We start from the raw sequence: 16853 nt of genomic DNA, 5'->3' as shown, positions 1-16853 counted from the left end.
TCCATTATTGCACTCTACCTTTAGAGTTGTTACGATAAATTATCATGGGCAATACGCTCATGATAATTTATCTACTTCTTCCTGAAGAAGTTCGATGTCTTACTATTATTCCTTAATATCTTCATGAACATGTATTTCTATTTAAATAAAGAAGGGAATTTTCAATATGACTTATAAAATGATTGTTTTAGATTTAGATGATACTTTATTACGTGACGACCATACCATTTCACCTCGTACGAAAGAGGCTCTAATGACTGCGCAAGAGCAAGGAGTAAAGGTGGTACTTGCTTCTGGACGTCCAACGTTTGGTATGCGCAATGTAGCGAAAGAACTTCGTTTAGAAGAATACGGCAGTTTTATTCTATCTTTTAATGGTGCAAAAATTATTAACTGTAAAACAAACGAAGAAATCTTTAGTAGTACGCTATCTCCTGAAATCGTTCACAACCTATTTGAAATTAGTAAAACTGAAGATGTATGGATTCATACTTATATGGGCGATGATATCGTAACGGAAGAAAATAATCCTTATACTGAAATTGAGGGCGATATTACTGGTATGCCAATTGTTGTAGTAGATGACTTTAAAGCCGCAGTTAAAGAGCCGGTAGTAAAAGTATTAATGAATAAAGAGGCTGAACGCCTTGTTGAAGTTGAAAAGAAACTACAAAAACAACTAGAAGGCCAATTAAGCGTGATGCGTTCGAAACCATTCTTCTTAGAATTTACAGAAGCCGGTGTTACAAAAGGAACGAGCTTAAACAAACTGATCCAAAAGCTTGGCATTAAGCGTGAAGAAGTTATCGCAATGGGCGATAGCTATAACGACCAAGCAATGATTGAATTTGCTGGTCTTGGCGTTGCAATGGGCAATGCACCTGATGATATTAAAGAAATTGCAAACTACGTAACAGATACAAATATGAACGATGGTGTTGCAAAAGTTGTAGAGAAATTCGTTTTAAAAACGGATGTACTTGTTTAATATTTTCATTCACAAAACCTATTTGAAGTCAAATACTTCAAATAGGTTTTTATTTAAATTCTCATGCTTTTGTGACTATATTTTGAACTTTGCACTATTCTCGTAGTGTAAACTTTCTTTTTGTATATAATGAAACAAAATAGACTATTTTATTTTGAAAAAGAATACAAATTTACTATATACAAGCATACGTTAAAGGAGGCTACTTTATGTTATCTACACCAATCGGACGATTAAGAGCAATTGGACTAGTTGAGGGTATTTCTTTCCTACTACTATTATTTGTAGCAATGCCATTGAAATATTTCGCAGGATTTGCAACAGCTGTTAAAATTACAGGCATGGCTCATGGTGTTCTATTTATTCTATTCATCTTTGCAGTAATTCAAGTAACAATCGTACACCGTAAATCAATTTTATGGGCACTTGGAGCATTCGTTTCATCAGTTATCCCATTTGGTACTTTTGTACTAGATGCAAAATTAAAGAACGAGCAACAATGATAATAAAAAAGGTAGTTAACGACTGTTAACTACCTTTTTTATTTATAAATTTGGAATTTCCCAATCAATTTCTCTTTCGCCCATATTAGCTAAAATCGTATTTACTTTAGAATATGGCTTACTACCAAAGAAACCACGTCTTGCCGATAATGGGCTTGGATGTACAGATTCGATAATATGATGATTCGAATTCGTAATTAACTTCTTCTTCGCCTGCGCATGGCGCCCCCACAATATGAAAATAACTGGCTTTTCACGTTCGTTCAACAGTTCAATCACACGATCTGTGAAATGCTCCCATCCTTTTCCCTTATGCGAATTTGCTTCGCCTTGACGAACTGTTAATACGGTATTTAGTAGTAATACTCCTTGTTCCGCCCATTTTACTAAATAACCGTTATTCGGGATTTCATAACCATATTCATCTCGAAGTTCTTTATACATATTTAACAATGATGGTGGTGTTTTAACACCAGGTTGTACAGAAAAGCTTAAACCATGCGCTTGATTCGGTCCATGATATGGATCTTGTCCTAAAATAACAACCTTTGTATTTTCATAACTTGTATACTGAAGAGCGTTAAAGATATCTTCTACCTTCGGATAAACAACATGCGTGCTGTATTCTTCTGTCAAAAAACTGGATAGAGTACGATAATACTCTTTCTCGAATTCTTGTGCCAATAGTGGCTCCCAATCATTCTTTAAAACATTTTCCATACTGTCACTTCCTATCTAATTAATTCACCATATCCTGTTTTGTAAATACTACGAACGAAATAATAAGGGAAACAACTGCCCAAACAGTTAAATTCATCAAAGAAAATCCCATCGATAAACCTTGTAATGCAGGTAATTTTCCTGATAAATAATCCGTTAATGATAAATTCACACTAAAAATATATTTCGCGCCTTCCCAAGATGTTGCGAATGAGCTTAAAATACCGCCTGCAATTAATGCAGCTAACATAACGCCCATACCAGCTGGTGTATTACGAATTAAAACAGAGACCATAAATGATATAGTTCCGACAACGATAGCAACAAACCAGGCTAGTCCATACGCCATTAAGATGTATTGCCACTGCGGAATAAGATGCACAAAGTTCGTATTTAACGTTTCCTTATCAATGACGAATCCTGTTAAAACAGGTAAATTCCATCCCGAGTATCCAAATACAAGCCCTGATAATACGTAAGCAAACAAACCTACAAGAAGCAGTATGAGTGAAATGAAAAATAACATCGTCACGTACTTACTAAGGAGTATTTTCCAGCGCCGAATCGGCCGCGTAAGTAACATCTTCATCGTTCCATCACTTCGTTCTCCTGAAACAATATCAATAGCGACAATCATTACGAGAAGCGGAATAAACAATGTAATTCCTTGCTCAATAAACGCCCTTACAAAAGTTGGTGCACCTGGTGCCATCGGGTTAATATCATGATCTAAATAATATTGTTGCTGCTCCACTCTTACCTTTAGCCAATCACGCCATTCTTCTGGTAATCTAGAGTTGTTTAAGCGGTTTTGAGAATCAACAATTTGTTGTTGTAATGAAACTTTCCAATCCGTTGTACCGAGCCTTTTTTGTGTCGTTTCTATTTCACGATACTGAGCATATACAAAAAGTGGAATTAAGATCGCTAAAATAAGCATGACAACAAAAATGCGTTTCTTACGGTAAATTTTTTCGGATTCATTTAAAACTAGATTCGCAAATTCACGCATGCTGCTCACCCCTTGTGAGTTCAATAAATAAATCTTCTAGCGTAAATACAAGTTCCTTAACGCTATGTACATCTATCCCATTTTCTACAAAATATTTATTCCAACTACTTATAGATGCAATATCCATCCGGCATAGTAATCGGTCACCTTCTATACTCACTTCTCTTACTTCCTCAGCATCTTCTAGCATATCTTTCGCCTTAGAAATCGGTGTAACAATCCATTCTACACGATCACTTGCTGTTTTAATTAACTCTTCAACCTTGGCAACTGTTATCATCTTTCCCTTATGAATAATAGCAACGCGATCACATATCATTTGCACTTCACTTAGCAAGTGACTTGAAATAAACACGCTCATATTTTCTTCTTTTACAAGCTTATGTATAAATTCCCTAAGTTCTCTAATCCCTGCTGGATCTAAACCATTCGTTGGCTCATCTAATATGAGCAATTTGGGATTCCCAAGGAGCGCCTGTGCAATTCCAAGGCGTTGTTTCATACCAAGTGAGTACGTTTTTACCTTGTCATGAATTCTTTCATCTAAATGAACCATTTCAGCAATTTCAATAATACGTTCATCTGATATATCACCTAACATACGGGCAAATTGTTTTAAATTTTCCCATCCCGTTAAATATGTATACAGTTCTGGGTTTTCAACGATACTCCCAATTTGACGCATCGCTTCTCTGAAATTTTCCTTAATAGAATAACCACCAATAGAAATCGTACCTTCTGTTTCTTTAATCAATCCAACTAACATTCGAATGGTAGTCGTTTTTCCGGCACCATTCGGTCCTAGGAAGCCAAACACTTCTCCTTGTTTTACATCGAAGGAAATATTCTCTACAATTGTCTTCTTTCCAATTACCTTCTTCACGTCTCGTACGGAAAGTATCGTCGTCATTTTACCCCTCCTTGTTCTAGTTTTAATTTACTCGCAACATTTTGAACTAATCGGTCTGCCATATATGTATACCCTACTTCATTCGGATGGAAATGATCGGAGTATAATAAATCTTTCCCACGGTTTTGGAATAAATCAAATGTCGGTGTAATATACACATTTTTATTATTTATCGCTAACTTTTCTAAAGATGTATTCCAGTCTACAACAATGTTTGAAGATCCTTTTAAATCTTCTACATCTTCAAAAGGATTATATAAACCTAGCCAAAAAATAGGGCTATCTGTATTTAACTTACGAATTTCTTCTATAATTTTCTTCGCCTCATTTTGGAATGTTTCTGTATCAGGACGGTATGTTTCTAAATCTATCTTTCCAAGCGATTCCCAGCCCGGAAATAAATCATTTCCTCCAATCGTTAAAACGATTACATCTGCTTGCTTAATTGAATATTGAGCGCCACTACTCTCAATTTGTTTTAATAAGTCCGGCATTTTCGCACCACTAACCGCTAAGTTAGTTAAGGCAACCTTTTGCTTATAATCTTTTTGTAAATCTTCTTTCATCCGTCCAATATAGCCAATTCCTTCTTTATCACCAACACCGCGTGTTAATGAATCACCTAAACTAACGATTTGTAACATTCCCGTTTTCTTTTTCTCTTTTGCCACTACATCGGTCTTTTTAATTAAATTTGAAGCTTTCGGATTTAATACATCATTCACACCTGAAACAAAGCCATATGCAAATAAACAGAAAGATGCAATTGTAATGAGCAGAATTACTTTTACTACTTTTGATCTCATATCAAAACCCCTTTTAGCCCTCATAGATTGTCCATAATTATACCAAACGCAATTTTGAAAAGCGATTTTCACACCTTCTCAATTATGTCGTTTCTCTATCTACTAACTCTGGTAATAACTCTATATGCTTCACATCTAATTTCTCTTCATTAATCTTTTCATATAATAATTCAAACGCTTTCACTCCAACGTTTTTACTAGAATGCGAAATCGTCGTTATACCCAATATATCTGCCACCTCTTGATCATCACACCCGATAATCGTAATATCCTCTGGAATACGAATTCCTTGTTTTTTTGCTTCTGTAACCATCCCCGCTGCAATATGGTTACAAGATACAAGGAACGCCGTCGGTTTTACTGACATATGAGCCCATTCTCTAATTACATCGCGTCCATCTTCCACTGTAAAACACCCCTCAAATTTCCAGGTCTCTAACGGTGTTACGATACTCTGTTGAAGCGAATCTTCGTACGCCTTCTTTCGTCTTTGGCTATTAACGCTATTACTTCTTCCAATACAATATCCAATACGTGTATGACCGGCATCTATTAAGCTTTTCATCCCACGTGAAAATACTTTGTAGTAATCGATATGGACACTTGAAATACACTTCGAATCTATTTCTTCACACATAACAATCGGGCCGAATTTCGTATATTCTTCAAGCTTCTCCTTACTATTTGTCCGAGAACAAATAATAACCCCATCAAGCTTTTTCATTTTTAACATATTTAAAATTTCTAGTTCTCTTTCTTCGCTATAATTTGTCTGGCAAAGCATCATATTATAATTATTCTTTGCTGTTTCTTTTGATATTCCCTCGATAATAGCACTATAATATTGATCATTTACGTGTGGCAATAAAACGCCAATTACATTCGTTTTTCCTTTCACTAAATGAATTGCATTCACGTTTTGCGTGTAATTTAATTCTTCTATAATCGCTAAAATTTCTTTTCGTTTCTGTTCATTTACGTACGGATGATTATTTAGTACACGTGAAACAGTTGAAACAGATACTCCAGCAAGTTCAGCAATCTTTCTTATATTCGTCATCTCATTTTCCCCTTCTCGCAAAAATTCTCCCTTGACCTGGTAAGCTTTCCACAATATATCCTTTCCTAGCAAATACATTTTGAAAGGATATACAACTATGCTTCGATTCAAATTAGAATATATATTTTTCATTGGCGGTCTACTCATTCTCGCCATCGGTATTAATATGATGACGACAATTACTTCATTTGGACTTAGCCCTTATGATTCCTTCTTTATTGCACTATATCAAAATTTCGGGATAAGTATCGGTTTTTGGATTTTCATGATTAACTTTGCTTTTACCCTTATCGTTCTCTTTTGGAATAAAAAACAAATTACAATTGGTACAATCGTAACGATGGTTCTTATTTCTCTTTTTGTTGATTGGATTGGTTCCATTACAACTATTATGGACGCTATCCGCTCTCTTCCAAAATATATAACACTTATTTGCGGAAATCTATTCGTCGGAGCTGGGATTGGTCTTTATGTCTCTACAAACCTTTGCGCAGCACCTCAAGAGGCTTTCGTTTTAACGGTTGCTGAGAAAAAGAAATGGACATTTAGAAGAACAGAAATTTCATTAGCATTTTTATTTTTAACATTAAGCTTTTTATTAAATGGACCTATCTATTTTGGAACTATCATCTTATCTTTTACAACAGGCTGGATTATACAAGCATTTATTCAAGTTGGTACGCAGATTTTAAATAGAAAAAAACCTATTAAGCAAGCCGCTTAATAGATTTTTTATTAGTCGAGATACTACTTAGCATCCCCTTCAATTCGATAGTTTGCTTTCACACAATCTATTTCTTCATACCCTTGCAACGTATGTAGAATATAATCATAATCAGCAAGCGACGCACGATGCGTTACAATTACAATTTCAGCTTTTCCTTTCTCTTCAAGTGGCATTTGAATAATCTTTTCAAAGCTAACACCACGCTCAGAGAATAATGAAGTAATTTTTGCAAATACACCAATTTCATCTTTTACATGAAGTCTTAAAAATTTCTTCACAACAATTTCGTCTGGCTCTTTTAATACCTTTTTATACTGCGGGGATACCGCGCTATTTCCATTTACACCTAATCTAATATTTTGCATTACAGCTACTAAATCGGAAACAACAGCTGTTGCTGTCGGTAAACTTCCTGCACCGGGTCCATAAAACATCGTTTCTCCGACTGCTTCACCATACACATATACAGCGTTATATTCGTTTTGTACGGCCGCAAGAGGATGTGTATTTGGAAGTAGTGTCGGTTCAACTGTAACCTCTAATTTTTCACCATCTCGCTTCGCAAGACCGATTAATTTAATCGTGTATCCTAAACTCTTACTGTATTCAATATCTTCTTCTGTAATAGAAGTAATCCCTTTTACCTTCACATCTCCAAGCTCTACATTTGTAGAGAAACCAAGGGTAGCCAAAATCGTCATTTTTCTTGCTGCATCTAAACCTTCTACATCTGATGTTGGATCTGCTTCTGCAAATCCAAGTTGTTGGGCTTCTTTTAACACGTCGTTATATGCTCTCCCTTCATCTGACATTTTCGTCAAAATAAAATTTGTCGTTCCATTTACAATTCCCATTACTTTCGTAATAAGATCTGAAGAAAGTCCTTCTACGATGCTTCGTAAAATCGGAATCCCTCCGGCTACACTTGCTTCATAAAACAAATCTGCTTTATTATCTTTTGCTACCGCTAATAGTTCCGCCCCATGCAACGCCATTAAATCCTTATTGGCAGTCACAACATGCTTCCCACTTTGTAAAGCTTGCAAAATATATGCTTTTGCATCATCAATACCGCCCATCACTTCGATGACAACGTCAATATTTGGATTATCTAAAATTTCATTTGCATCTTGTGTTAATAGAGTAGAAGGTACCTCTACTTCTCTCTCTTTTTCAATATTTTGTACTAGTACTTTCGTTACTTTCACAGGGCAACCTACTTGATGTATAAGCCGCTCTTGATGATCTGTTATGATACGAACTACACCGCTACCAACTGTCCCAAGACCTAATAAACCAACTTGAATTTCTTTCATAATACTGTCCACCCCTCAAAAATTGTGTTTAGATGAAATTATATGAGCAAAAAATCTGAAAAACAATGTTTTTTGAACATTCGGAAAAATAAAGGTTAATCTTTACAAAGAAAACGTTACCACGTGTTACACAATCTTTTTTTATAATACATAAGGGGTTTCTTGATACACGTAATAATTCAACCAATTAGAGAATAATAGATTCCCATGGCTCCTCCACCTAACAAGCGGTTTCTCATTTGGATTATTATGCTTAAAATAATTTTTTGGCACATCAATATTTAACCCTTTTTGACGATCTCGTTCGTATTCTTCTTTTAACGTATCACAACTATATTCGCTATGACCGAGTGCGAAAACTTGCCTGCCTTCTTGCCCGATAACAAGATGAACACCCGCTTCTTCAGAGTTTGCTAATAATGTTAATTGTTCCACCTCTCTAATATCACTCTCTCGTACTTCTGTATGACGAGAGTGCGGAGCAAAAAACAACTCATCAAAGCCTTGTAACAATTTCACATGTTGTTCAAGGACCTCATGTTCAAATACACCAAACATTTTTTCCTTCAGAGGATATTTGGGAACGCCATAATGATGATACAAACCAGCCTGTGCCCCCCAGCAAATATGAAGCGTAGATGTTACATTCGTTTTTGAATACTCCATAATACGCCCAAGCTCTTCCCAATAATCTACCTCTTCAAAAGAAAGGGTTTCAACTGGTGCTCCTGTAATAATGAGTCCATCAAATCTCTCATTCTCAATATCACGGAATGTTTTATAGAAACTTGTTAAATGTTCCTGTGCTACATTACGAGACAAATGCGATTCCATATGAAGTAAATGAACATCTAATTGCAATGGTGTATTGCCAATTAAACGAAGTAATTGCGCTTCTGTTTCTTGCTTTGTAGGCATTAAATTTAATATGGCAATTTTCAATGCCCGGATATCTTGTGTTTCTGCTCGCTCTTTTGTCATTACAAAAATATTTTCCTCCTGTAACACTTTGCGAGCTGGTAAATCTTTATCAATTATGATTGGCATGTTGTTTGCCTCCGACTAGCGCTGCTTCTAAATCTGCAATAATATCAGAGACATCTTCTATACCAACTGATAAACGAATTAAATCTGATGTGACACCCGCTAAACGCTGATTTTCAGCACTTAATTGTCTATGCGTTGTACTAGCAGGATGTATAACGCAAGTTCGTGCATCAGCTACATGCGTTACGAGAGTTGCTAGTTTTACATTTGCGATAAATTCTTTCGCTGCTTCTAATCCCCCCTTAATGCCGAATGTTAAAACACCACTAGCACCTTTCTTCAAATACTTTTGTGCTAACGAGTAATTTTCATTACTATCTAATCCCGGATAATTCACCCATTCAATACGTTCATGATCAACAAGCCACTTAGCAACTGCGAGAGCATTTTCACTATGACGCTCCATTCGTAAATGCAATGTTTCTAAGCCGATATTGCTAATATACGCATTGAATGGGCTCATACAATTTCCGTAGTCTCTTAATAATTGAACACGTGCCTTCACAATATAAGCTGCTGCACCAAAATTTTGAACGTAACTTACGCCGTGATAACTTGGATCCGGTTCAACAAGTTCAGGATATTTCCCATTTGTCCAATCGAAGTTCCCTCCGTCAATGACAATGCCACCTAAAGAACTTGCATGACCATCAATATATTTCGTCGTAGAATGAACGATAATATTTGCTCCATGTTCAAATGCTTGGCATAAATAAGGAGTCGCTAATGTATTATCCACAATAAAAGGTACTTCTAACTCTTTGGCTGCATCTGAAAATTCTTTGAAATTTAAAACGTTCATTGCTGGATTTCCTAGCGATTCTGCATAAACGAGTTTCGTCTTATCATTAGCAAGGGCCACAATTTCATCAGCTGTTAAATTTGGATTAAAGAACGTAACATCAATACCAAGCTTACGCAAACTCACTCCAAATAAATTAAACGTCCCGCCATAAACTGTGGAAGAACAAAGCAAATGGTCTCCACTACTACAAATATTTAAAACGGCGAGCATAATAGCAGCCTGCCCAGAGGCCGTTGCAACAGCTCCTACACCACCTTCTAAATCTGATAACTTCTGCTCAAATGCTGCTAAAGTAGGATTGCCAATACGCGTATAGATATATCCTTCTGCCTCTAAATTAAATAGTGCTGCTAAATCATCCGAAGTATCATATTTATACGTTGTACTTTGATAAAGCGGTAAAACACGCGGTTCACCATTCTTTGGCGTATAGCCACCTTGCACACAAATTGTTCCTTTTCCCCATGATTCTCCCATCTCTCATTCTCCTTTCTTCTTATACAAAATAAAAAACTGCCCCTTTCCTGAAAACAAGAAAGGAGCAGTTTGAAAACACGCTCTAAAGGCTCTTTCTTATCTTTCAGGATATTACCTGCAGGATTTGGCACAATTCCGTTATACGGCTGTTGCCAAGGTTTCGTCGGGCCTGTCCCTCCACCTTTTCTTGATAAGACTATGCAATTACCGTTGATTTTATAGCAATAATTTCCTAATGTCAATTAGTTTTTCTGAATGTTCTAAATTAAATACAAAGAATTTGACATGCATAACAAAAGAAATATATTCCATATTCATTTGAAAAAGACCTTTTAAAACCCATAATTACTATATAGAATGAAATAAGTAGTTTAACTGTATACATTTCAAATTCTCACAAGACCTCAATATATTGAATAAGCCAACCTCTCAAAAAGATACTATACATATTCATTTCACAGTATTATATTTAATTCTTTCAACATTAAAACTTACATAACGGAGGTAAAACATGACACACACAAAGGACATGCACTTTATACTCGTCCTATACGGCATTATTTTAGGCTCTATAGTAGGAGCAACAGTCTGGTTATTTTTAGTTACAATAAATATCGGCATTCACTTTATTTGGGGATACTTACCTACTATCTTATCTTCTCCCCCGTATTACACCATTTGTATAACAACTATCGGTGGTATTCTCGTTGGCTTAACCCAAAAATACTTCGGCACATATCCACGTCTTATGCCGGAAGTAATGGGTGAATATAAAAAAACAGGTAGAATTGAATACCGTTTTGTACATAAAGCTACTTTAACTGCGATTATCGTTTTAATATTTGGGGCTAGCTTAGGTCCCGAAGCAGCACTTGTTGGAATTATCGGTGGACTTTGTACATGGGTAGGGGATCGCTTTACATTCGCCTTAAAAGGAATGAATGAACTAACGGAGGTTGGAATTGGTGCTACTTTAAGTGTAATTTTTAACGCGCCATTATTCGGTTATTTAGCTCCAAATGAAAATGAGGGTGAACAAATTAATGAATTTTCTAAAGGAAAAAAAGCAATTGTATATTTAGCTACTACTTTCGCTGGTTTTTCCATTTATTTATTGCTTAGTAAATTTGATAATCGTGGATCCTTTATCGTTGATTTTGGAGAAGGTTCCCTTTCTCTTAATGAATGGATTGCCTTTCTACCACTTGCTAGTATTGGTGCTATAGTTGGATTCTTTTATTTTAAATTAGAATTCACATTAGAGAAATTCATTCATCCTTTTAGGGAATACAAACTTATCCTTGGAATTATCGGTGGTGTTTTATTAGGGATTACAGGAACTTTTCTCCCATACACATTATTCTCCGGAGAACATCAATTAAAAGATTTAGTCGTTGAATGGAGCCATTTATCCTTCTGGGTACTACTTCTTTCAGGGGTTTTAAAATTATGTATTACTGCTGTTTGTTTAAATACAGGTTGGCGTGGCGGACATATTTTCCCAATTATATTCGCTGGATCTAGTATCGGATATGCTATAGCTTCTATTATCCCTATAGATCCAATCGCTTCGGTAGCCATTGTCACAACAGCAATTTCAAGCTATGCATTAAGAAAACCAATTGCTATAACACTACTATTACTCATGTTTTTCCCGCTCAACTTACTATTACCTATGCTTGGAGCGGCAGCGATTGGTAATGCATTTCCACTTCCTAAAAACAACGAAACTACAAGCTAATACAAATAGGCAGTAGGGACAAAAGTTCCACTGCCTATTTTCATTACACATGCTGCTTCAATAGTGCGTGTAACTCTTCAAAATTTTGCACTTCATATGTCGGCACAATCTCACTATTATTTGATTTCTTTTCTGGATTAAACCAACAAGTATCAATTCCTGCTACATATCCACCTTTAATATCAGCGCTTAACGAATCCCCAATAATGAGCCCTTCTTCAAGGGAAAAATTAGGAATTCGTTCAAAAACATAATCAAAATACTCTTTCATTGGCTTTTGATAACCCGTATCTTCAGAAACAAAAATATCTTTAAATAGCGAATGTAATCCTGCATTACGCAAACGTTTATCTTGCGTCTTAGAAACACCGTTTGTCACTATATATAAATCATACTCCCTTTGAATTTGATTTATAAATTCAAACGCGCCTTGTATGAGTTGATTCCCTTCTTCTAAGTAACTGCGATAATTATTTTCGAATAATATTCCATCTACTTCTTGTCCATATTCTTTAAATAAAACCGAAAATCTTGTATTTACTACTTCATCACGATTTATTTTACCTTCTTCAAAATCATCCCAAAGACCTTTATTAACTTTTTTATACTGTGCTTCAACTTCGCTAGTTAGAGGAATTCCTTTCTCCTCAAAAAGCATACGTAACGCTATCTTCTCAGCCTTTTGAAAATCTAACAATGTATCATCTACATCAAATAATAGTGTTTTATATTTTTTCATAGTCCCCTCACACTCTCTTTTCTACAAAAACAAATTCACATAAATCGTACCATTCTTTCTTGTAAAAATAATAGGAGATATCTCATACTAAACATGAGGTGAAAATATGAAAGTCAGCAAAAATAGCGAAGAAATCTCTCATTACATGCAAACTTACAACTTCCATACTCTTTTTTCTTTTGATGTCTTACCGTACGCTGAACTACATTCCTTTCAAAAGAAAGAAAGGATATGTAATGAAGGGGCTAATTTCCCTTATCTTTATTACTTAATTTCCGGGAAAGCGAAAATATATATGAGTCACAAAAACGGGAAAGTCTCCTTAATTAACTTTATTCAGGCACCTTCGTTTATCGGAGAATTAGGGTTGATTGGTGTAGAATCCGTCACGAAAACGGTGGAAGTGATTGAAGAATGCATGTGCTTGGCACTTCCTCTTAAAGATTGTCAGCATCTTTTATTGCAAGATGCTACCTTTCTACAAAAACTATGCAAATTTATCGGTGAAAAAACAATTACCCGAACAGAAAGTCACGCCAAAAACAATAGTTATCCGTTCGAAAATCGATTAGCAGCATTTATTCTATTAACAGAACAAAATAACAGTTATACAGAAAAACATACTGAGGCTTCGGAATACTTAAATGTCAGCTACCGTCATCTTTTATATGTATTAAACCAGTTTTGCCAGCATAATTACTTAAAAAAAGACGGAAGAACTTATTACATACAAGATCGAATTCCATTGGAAAAATTGGCTGACGAACTTAAAATGTAAAAAAGTAGCATTAACATATAGGCGTTAATGCTACTTTTTTCGAGTGACGATTCTATTTTCAATTAAAATTTGCTTGCTACTTTAGCTGCTTCTTCAAGACCCGCTGTAATGATCTCTTCTGCCTTATCTGGGAATTGGTTATGTCCTTCAATAACTACTGTTTCCATTTTTGTTGCACCGAAGAAGCCCATCATGCTTGCTACATATTTAACAGCCATTTCTACTTCAGCTGCTGGACCTTCAGAATATACACCGCCGCGCGCGTTTAACAATGCAATCTTCTTATCTCCAATTAGACCAACTGGACCTTCTGGCGTATATTTAAACGTTTTACCAGCTCGGTTTAAATAATCAATATATGTGTGTAGTACCGCTGGAATCGTTAAGTTCCATAATGGGAAACCGAAAACAACTTTATCAGCTTCTAGGAATTGATTTAAGTACTTATCAGCAACTGCTACTGCTTTTGCTTCTTCTTCTGTTAAATCAAATCCTTTACCTGCTTTGAACGTACCATTAATCATGTCTACGCCTACGTATGGTAATTCTTCTTTATATAAATCAAGTTCTACTACTGTATCATTTGGATGCGCTTCTTTGTAATTTGCTAAAAATGCCTCATATAATTTCACACTAACTGCTTGTTCCGCGGGACGGTTGTTTGCTTTTACGAATAAAACTGTTGTCATTATATTTTCCTCCTAATACTAGCTCTTCTGTTGTTATATGCTTTCAAAAAAGGTATCCCTTGTAATTGTTGTTTGTTGCTTACAAAACATATTTTATCTTTATATCAAGATAATTTCGTCCTCACATAGACGTATTTTTCCATAAAAAAAGTCCACCTTCCAAAGGCGAACTAGGTCTTACGACTTTTGTCTTATACAATTCCATTTTTCACTGCATATAACGCCGCTTGCGTGCGATCGGATAAATGTAATTTACTCAAAATACTACTTACATGAGCTTTTACTGTTTTTTCTGTAATAACTAAAAACGAAGCGATTTCTTTATTACTCATCCCTTTTGCTAATAGCTGCAACACTTCATTTTCTCTTGCTGTTAGCACATCCACTTGAATAGAAGGTTCTTCTTCCTTTTCTTCCACAGGTAATGTTTGAGAGAGAAGAGCAGTTGCTATATCTGGATGTAATTGAATATTACCTTTATATGCGCTTCGAATAGCTTCAACAAGTTGGTCTGGTTCTACATCTTTTAAAATATAGCCGCTTGCTCCCGCCCTTAATGCTGGTAAAACATGTGCCTGGTCAGAAAAGCTAGTTAATACTATTACTTTCACATCCGGATATTCTTGTTTGATACACGCCGTTGCCTCAACACCATCCATTTCGGGCATATATAAATCCATTAGTACAACATCAGGATTTGTCTCCCCTACTTTCACTAATGCTTCTTTCCCATTATTCGCTTCTCCAACTAACGCTAAATCTTCTTGCGTACTTAAGAAAAATGCTAATCCTTTTAAAACAACTGTATGATCATCAACTAACAATACTTTTATTTTCACAAACTTCCCTCATTTTCACATCATAATGGTACGTCTACTTTTATACTGGTTCTTTTCTTATCACTTACAATTTTAATTGTTCCACCAATTAATTCTACTCTTTCGCGCATCGTAGTCATGCCGAGTGATTTCTTCTCTTTTATATCCTTTTCTACAAAGCCTTTTCCTTGATCGACTATTTCTAATGATACATTCTTCTCCGTCACTTTGAAATAAATCGTTGCTTCTCTGACATTCGCATGTTTACTTACGTTATTTAAAGCTTCTTGTCCAATTCTCCATAGCGCTTCCTCTACTACACGTGGCAAATCACGAACACCTGTAACTTGTTCACGAATTTTCAATCCCAAGTTTTCACCGTACTGCTTTAAAGCTGGTAATAAGCCTTTTTCTAAACCTGCCGGACGAAGCTGCCAAATTAATGTTCTCATTTCCTTTAAAGCCCCTTGCGCTAGTTCACGCATCTCATGCAAAGATTGATCAACCTTTTCATTTTGACCTTTTAAAACAGCTTCAGCCCCTTTTGTCATAAAGGTTAATGAAAATAATTTTTGCGAAACAGAATCATGTAAATCCCTCGCTAATCGGTTTCTTTCTTCCATTCGTACGAGTTCACGGCGCTGTTCGTTTAATCTTAAATTCTCTATTATTAATGAAACGTGATTCGATAATGCTTGAATTACATCTATTGTATTAACATCAAATTCCCCATTATTTAAACTAACACATAAAACACCAAATATATGATTTTGGATATGTATTGGTGCAGCAATAACAACTCCATTTAGATGTTTTAATAGAGCTAGCTCACCTTGCTCTAACGCCTTCTTTGCCGCTTCTTTTACATCCTCTTGTAACCCTTCCTGACCATAAGAAGCTCGCAAAGATAACTCTATTTCTTCCCTAATAAAAAACGCCACTTGATTCCACTGAAATACTTCACCTACGTGATTTACCACTTTTTCAGGTAATATATTAAACTTATGAATCGTTTTTAAAGCTTGAATAAACCGCTCCAATTTCACATAATAATGTGCTCTTCGCTTTTCATTTTCATATAATTTTGTTCGTTTTAAGGCCGTCCCGATTTGGAAAGCAACTGATTGGAGCAATACTAATTCTTCTTCCGAAAAATGTGTTTTACCTGGGCTAGCTACATTTAAAACACCAAATTTCTCTCCTCCAGCCTTTAAAGGAACCGTAGCATGGTGAAGGATTCCTTCTGTATCTCCCCAATTATATTCAATTGCATTATTAATTCTTTTACATTCAATAATATTAACCGCTCGCTCTAATTTTCCATCCACAAAGCCACGTAAACACCAACACTCACCTTCACACATCGGACGTTTATTTTCATATGTAAGTGCCTCTGGTAACTGATAATCGATCAACTTCGTATATTTCCCATTTTCATCCGCAAGAAAAATCCAGCCCGTCGTTAGACCCGTTACACTGAGCAATTTTTCTAGCACTGCTTGCAGTACATGGTACATATCATTTGATGTATTTAGTGTTTCTGCAATTTCTTTTAATATAACTAATTCATTTGTACGATTCTCTTGAAACATAATTCGTCTCCTACATACAAGATTTTAAATAGCTCCTCAAATAAATCATCTACTTTTCACTTTGTACTTATTCATAACATTGATATAATGGTGAAAACATAGTTTTCATTATATCACCTGAGGGG

General features: G+C 35.5%; 17 protein-coding genes and 1 riboswitch. Of the genes, 5 read left to right on the top strand and 12 right to left on the bottom strand.

Annotated features, from left to right (window positions below; translation table 11 throughout):
- Positions 1 to 166: 166 nt before the first annotated feature.
- Positions 167 to 988 carry a Cof-type HAD-IIB family hydrolase gene (locus tag DN390_RS00715; RefSeq protein WP_000221382.1) on the top strand — a complete coding sequence of 274 codons (822 nt, stop codon included), beginning with the start codon at positions 167 to 169 and terminating at the stop codon, positions 986 to 988.
- 209 nt (positions 989 to 1197) lie between these two features.
- Entirely contained in the window at positions 1198 to 1491 is a 294-nt protein-coding gene (locus DN390_RS00710) for a DUF3817 domain-containing protein (protein ID WP_000953396.1), read from the top strand.
- 42 nt (positions 1492 to 1533) lie between these two features.
- On the opposite strand, the gene DN390_RS00705 is transcribed toward DN390_RS00710, so the two are convergent.
- From DN390_RS00705 to DN390_RS00685, 5 genes are read right to left on the bottom strand one after another with little or no spacing between them, the layout of a single operon-like run.
- Positions 1534 to 2211, bottom strand: coding sequence for a uracil-DNA glycosylase (locus tag DN390_RS00705; protein ID WP_097951371.1), 678 nt, complete (start codon positions 2209 to 2211; stop codon positions 1534 to 1536).
- Positions 2212 to 2230: 19 nt separating this feature from the next.
- Complete coding sequence (locus tag DN390_RS00700) at positions 2231 to 3223, bottom strand: ABC transporter permease subunit (RefSeq protein WP_001206484.1); 993 nt, start codon at positions 3221 to 3223, stop codon at positions 2231 to 2233.
- Entirely contained in the window at positions 3216 to 4133 is a 918-nt protein-coding gene (locus DN390_RS00695; protein WP_147806370.1) for an ABC transporter ATP-binding protein, read from the bottom strand. The genes DN390_RS00700 and DN390_RS00695 overlap by 8 nt, the downstream gene beginning before the upstream one ends.
- Complete coding sequence (locus DN390_RS00690; RefSeq protein ID WP_147806369.1) at positions 4130 to 5011, bottom strand: SGNH/GDSL hydrolase family protein; 882 nt, start codon at positions 5009 to 5011, stop codon at positions 4130 to 4132. The genes DN390_RS00695 and DN390_RS00690 overlap by 4 nt, the downstream gene beginning before the upstream one ends.
- Before the next feature lie 10 nt (positions 5012 to 5021).
- Positions 5022 to 5999 carry a LacI family DNA-binding transcriptional regulator gene (locus DN390_RS00685; RefSeq protein ID WP_147806368.1) on the bottom strand — a complete coding sequence of 326 codons (978 nt, stop codon included), beginning with the start codon at positions 5997 to 5999 and terminating at the stop codon, positions 5022 to 5024.
- 97 nt (positions 6000 to 6096) lie between these two features.
- On the opposite strand from DN390_RS00685, the gene DN390_RS00680 reads away from it, so the two are divergent.
- Entirely contained in the window at positions 6097 to 6723 is a 627-nt protein-coding gene (locus DN390_RS00680; protein ID WP_060633014.1) for a YczE/YyaS/YitT family protein, read from the top strand.
- 23 nt (positions 6724 to 6746) lie between these two features.
- Here the strand turns inward: DN390_RS00680 and DN390_RS00675 are convergent, their stop codons facing one another.
- The 3 genes from DN390_RS00675 to DN390_RS00665 form a co-directional block, all read right to left on the bottom strand.
- Positions 6747 to 8042 (bottom strand): homoserine dehydrogenase, encoded by a 1296-nt coding sequence (locus DN390_RS00675; RefSeq protein ID WP_076541301.1) that lies wholly within the window; start codon positions 8040 to 8042, stop codon positions 6747 to 6749.
- A 141-nt stretch (positions 8043 to 8183) separates the two neighbouring features.
- Entirely contained in the window at positions 8184 to 9089 is a 906-nt protein-coding gene (metA, locus tag DN390_RS00670) for a homoserine O-acetyltransferase MetA (RefSeq protein ID WP_097951365.1), read from the bottom strand.
- Positions 9073 to 10371 carry a bifunctional O-acetylhomoserine aminocarboxypropyltransferase/cysteine synthase gene (locus DN390_RS00665; RefSeq protein WP_147806367.1) on the bottom strand — a complete coding sequence of 433 codons (1299 nt, stop codon included), beginning with the start codon at positions 10369 to 10371 and terminating at the stop codon, positions 9073 to 9075. Before DN390_RS00665 ends, metA begins: the two co-directional genes overlap by 17 nt.
- 93 nt (positions 10372 to 10464) lie before the next feature.
- Positions 10465 to 10568, bottom strand: a riboswitch (SAM riboswitch).
- Between the two features lie 314 nt (positions 10569 to 10882).
- Here DN390_RS00665 and DN390_RS00660 point away from each other — a divergent pair.
- A complete protein-coding gene (locus DN390_RS00660; protein WP_147806366.1) occupies positions 10883 to 12112 on the top strand; it encodes a chloride channel protein in 1230 nt (409 codons plus the stop codon).
- A gap of 43 nt (positions 12113 to 12155) precedes the next feature.
- Here DN390_RS00660 and DN390_RS00655 read toward each other — a convergent pair whose 3' ends face one another.
- The gene (locus DN390_RS00655; RefSeq protein WP_060633018.1) at positions 12156 to 12851 is read right to left on the bottom strand and encodes a YjjG family noncanonical pyrimidine nucleotidase; all 696 of its coding nucleotides are present in this window, start codon (positions 12849 to 12851) and stop codon (positions 12156 to 12158) included.
- 106 nt (positions 12852 to 12957) lie between these two features.
- Here DN390_RS00655 and DN390_RS00650 point away from each other — a divergent pair, with 106 nt between their 5' ends.
- Positions 12958 to 13629, top strand: coding sequence for a transcriptional regulator YeiL (locus tag DN390_RS00650; protein WP_147806365.1), 672 nt, complete (start codon positions 12958 to 12960; stop codon positions 13627 to 13629).
- Positions 13630 to 13691: 62 nt separating this feature from the next.
- Here the strand turns inward: DN390_RS00650 and DN390_RS00645 are convergent, their stop codons facing one another.
- From DN390_RS00645 to DN390_RS00635, 3 genes are all read right to left on the bottom strand, one after another.
- Positions 13692 to 14318 (bottom strand): FMN-dependent NADH-azoreductase, encoded by a 627-nt coding sequence (locus DN390_RS00645; RefSeq protein ID WP_097951361.1) that lies wholly within the window; start codon positions 14316 to 14318, stop codon positions 13692 to 13694.
- 191 nt (positions 14319 to 14509) lie between these two features.
- The gene (locus tag DN390_RS00640; protein WP_147806364.1) at positions 14510 to 15157 is read right to left on the bottom strand and encodes a response regulator; all 648 of its coding nucleotides are present in this window, start codon (positions 15155 to 15157) and stop codon (positions 14510 to 14512) included.
- 20 nt (positions 15158 to 15177) lie between these two features.
- A complete protein-coding gene (locus DN390_RS00635; RefSeq protein WP_060633021.1) occupies positions 15178 to 16728 on the bottom strand; it encodes a GAF domain-containing sensor histidine kinase in 1551 nt (516 codons plus the stop codon).
- Positions 16729 to 16853 lie beyond the last annotated feature (125 nt).

The organism is Bacillus sp. SH7-1, from assembly GCF_008042405.1.
Lineage (GTDB): Bacteria > Bacillota > Bacilli > Bacillales > Bacillaceae_G > Bacillus_A > Bacillus_A thuringiensis_N.
Note: the sequence above shows the minus strand (reverse complement) of the source record. Positions and strands in the feature narration are given on the sequence as shown.

What these genes read in the sequence shown, in the direction of transcription:
- DN390_RS00645 (WP_097951361.1), bottom strand. Translation starts at nt 14,318, where the DNA reads ATGACAACAGTTTTATTCGTAAAAGCAAACAACCGTCCCGCGGAACAA.
- DN390_RS00695 (WP_147806370.1), bottom strand. Translation starts at nt 4,133, where the DNA reads ATGACGACGATACTTTCCGTACGAGACGTGAAGAAGGTAATTGGAAAG.
- DN390_RS00715 (WP_000221382.1), top strand. Translation starts at nt 167, where the DNA reads ATGACTTATAAAATGATTGTTTTAGATTTAGATGATACTTTATTACGT.
- DN390_RS00655 (WP_060633018.1), bottom strand. Translation starts at nt 12,851, where the DNA reads ATGAAAAAATATAAAACACTATTATTTGATGTAGATGATACATTGTTA.
- DN390_RS00675 (WP_076541301.1), bottom strand. Translation starts at nt 8,042, where the DNA reads ATGAAAGAAATTCAAGTTGGTTTATTAGGTCTTGGGACAGTTGGTAGC.
- DN390_RS00635 (WP_060633021.1), bottom strand. Translation starts at nt 16,728, where the DNA reads ATGTTTCAAGAGAATCGTACAAATGAATTAGTTATATTAAAAGAAATT.
- DN390_RS00660 (WP_147806366.1), top strand. Translation starts at nt 10,883, where the DNA reads ATGACACACACAAAGGACATGCACTTTATACTCGTCCTATACGGCATT.
- DN390_RS00710 (WP_000953396.1), top strand. Translation starts at nt 1,198, where the DNA reads ATGTTATCTACACCAATCGGACGATTAAGAGCAATTGGACTAGTTGAG.
- DN390_RS00665 (WP_147806367.1), bottom strand. Translation starts at nt 10,371, where the DNA reads ATGGGAGAATCATGGGGAAAAGGAACAATTTGTGTGCAAGGTGGCTAT.
- metA (WP_097951365.1), bottom strand. Translation starts at nt 9,089, where the DNA reads ATGCCAATCATAATTGATAAAGATTTACCAGCTCGCAAAGTGTTACAG.
- DN390_RS00705 (WP_097951371.1), bottom strand. Translation starts at nt 2,211, where the DNA reads ATGGAAAATGTTTTAAAGAATGATTGGGAGCCACTATTGGCACAAGAA.
- DN390_RS00650 (WP_147806365.1), top strand. Translation starts at nt 12,958, where the DNA reads ATGAAAGTCAGCAAAAATAGCGAAGAAATCTCTCATTACATGCAAACT.
- DN390_RS00685 (WP_147806368.1), bottom strand. Translation starts at nt 5,999, where the DNA reads ATGACGAATATAAGAAAGATTGCTGAACTTGCTGGAGTATCTGTTTCA.
- DN390_RS00700 (WP_001206484.1), bottom strand. Translation starts at nt 3,223, where the DNA reads ATGCGTGAATTTGCGAATCTAGTTTTAAATGAATCCGAAAAAATTTAC.
- DN390_RS00680 (WP_060633014.1), top strand. Translation starts at nt 6,097, where the DNA reads ATGCTTCGATTCAAATTAGAATATATATTTTTCATTGGCGGTCTACTC.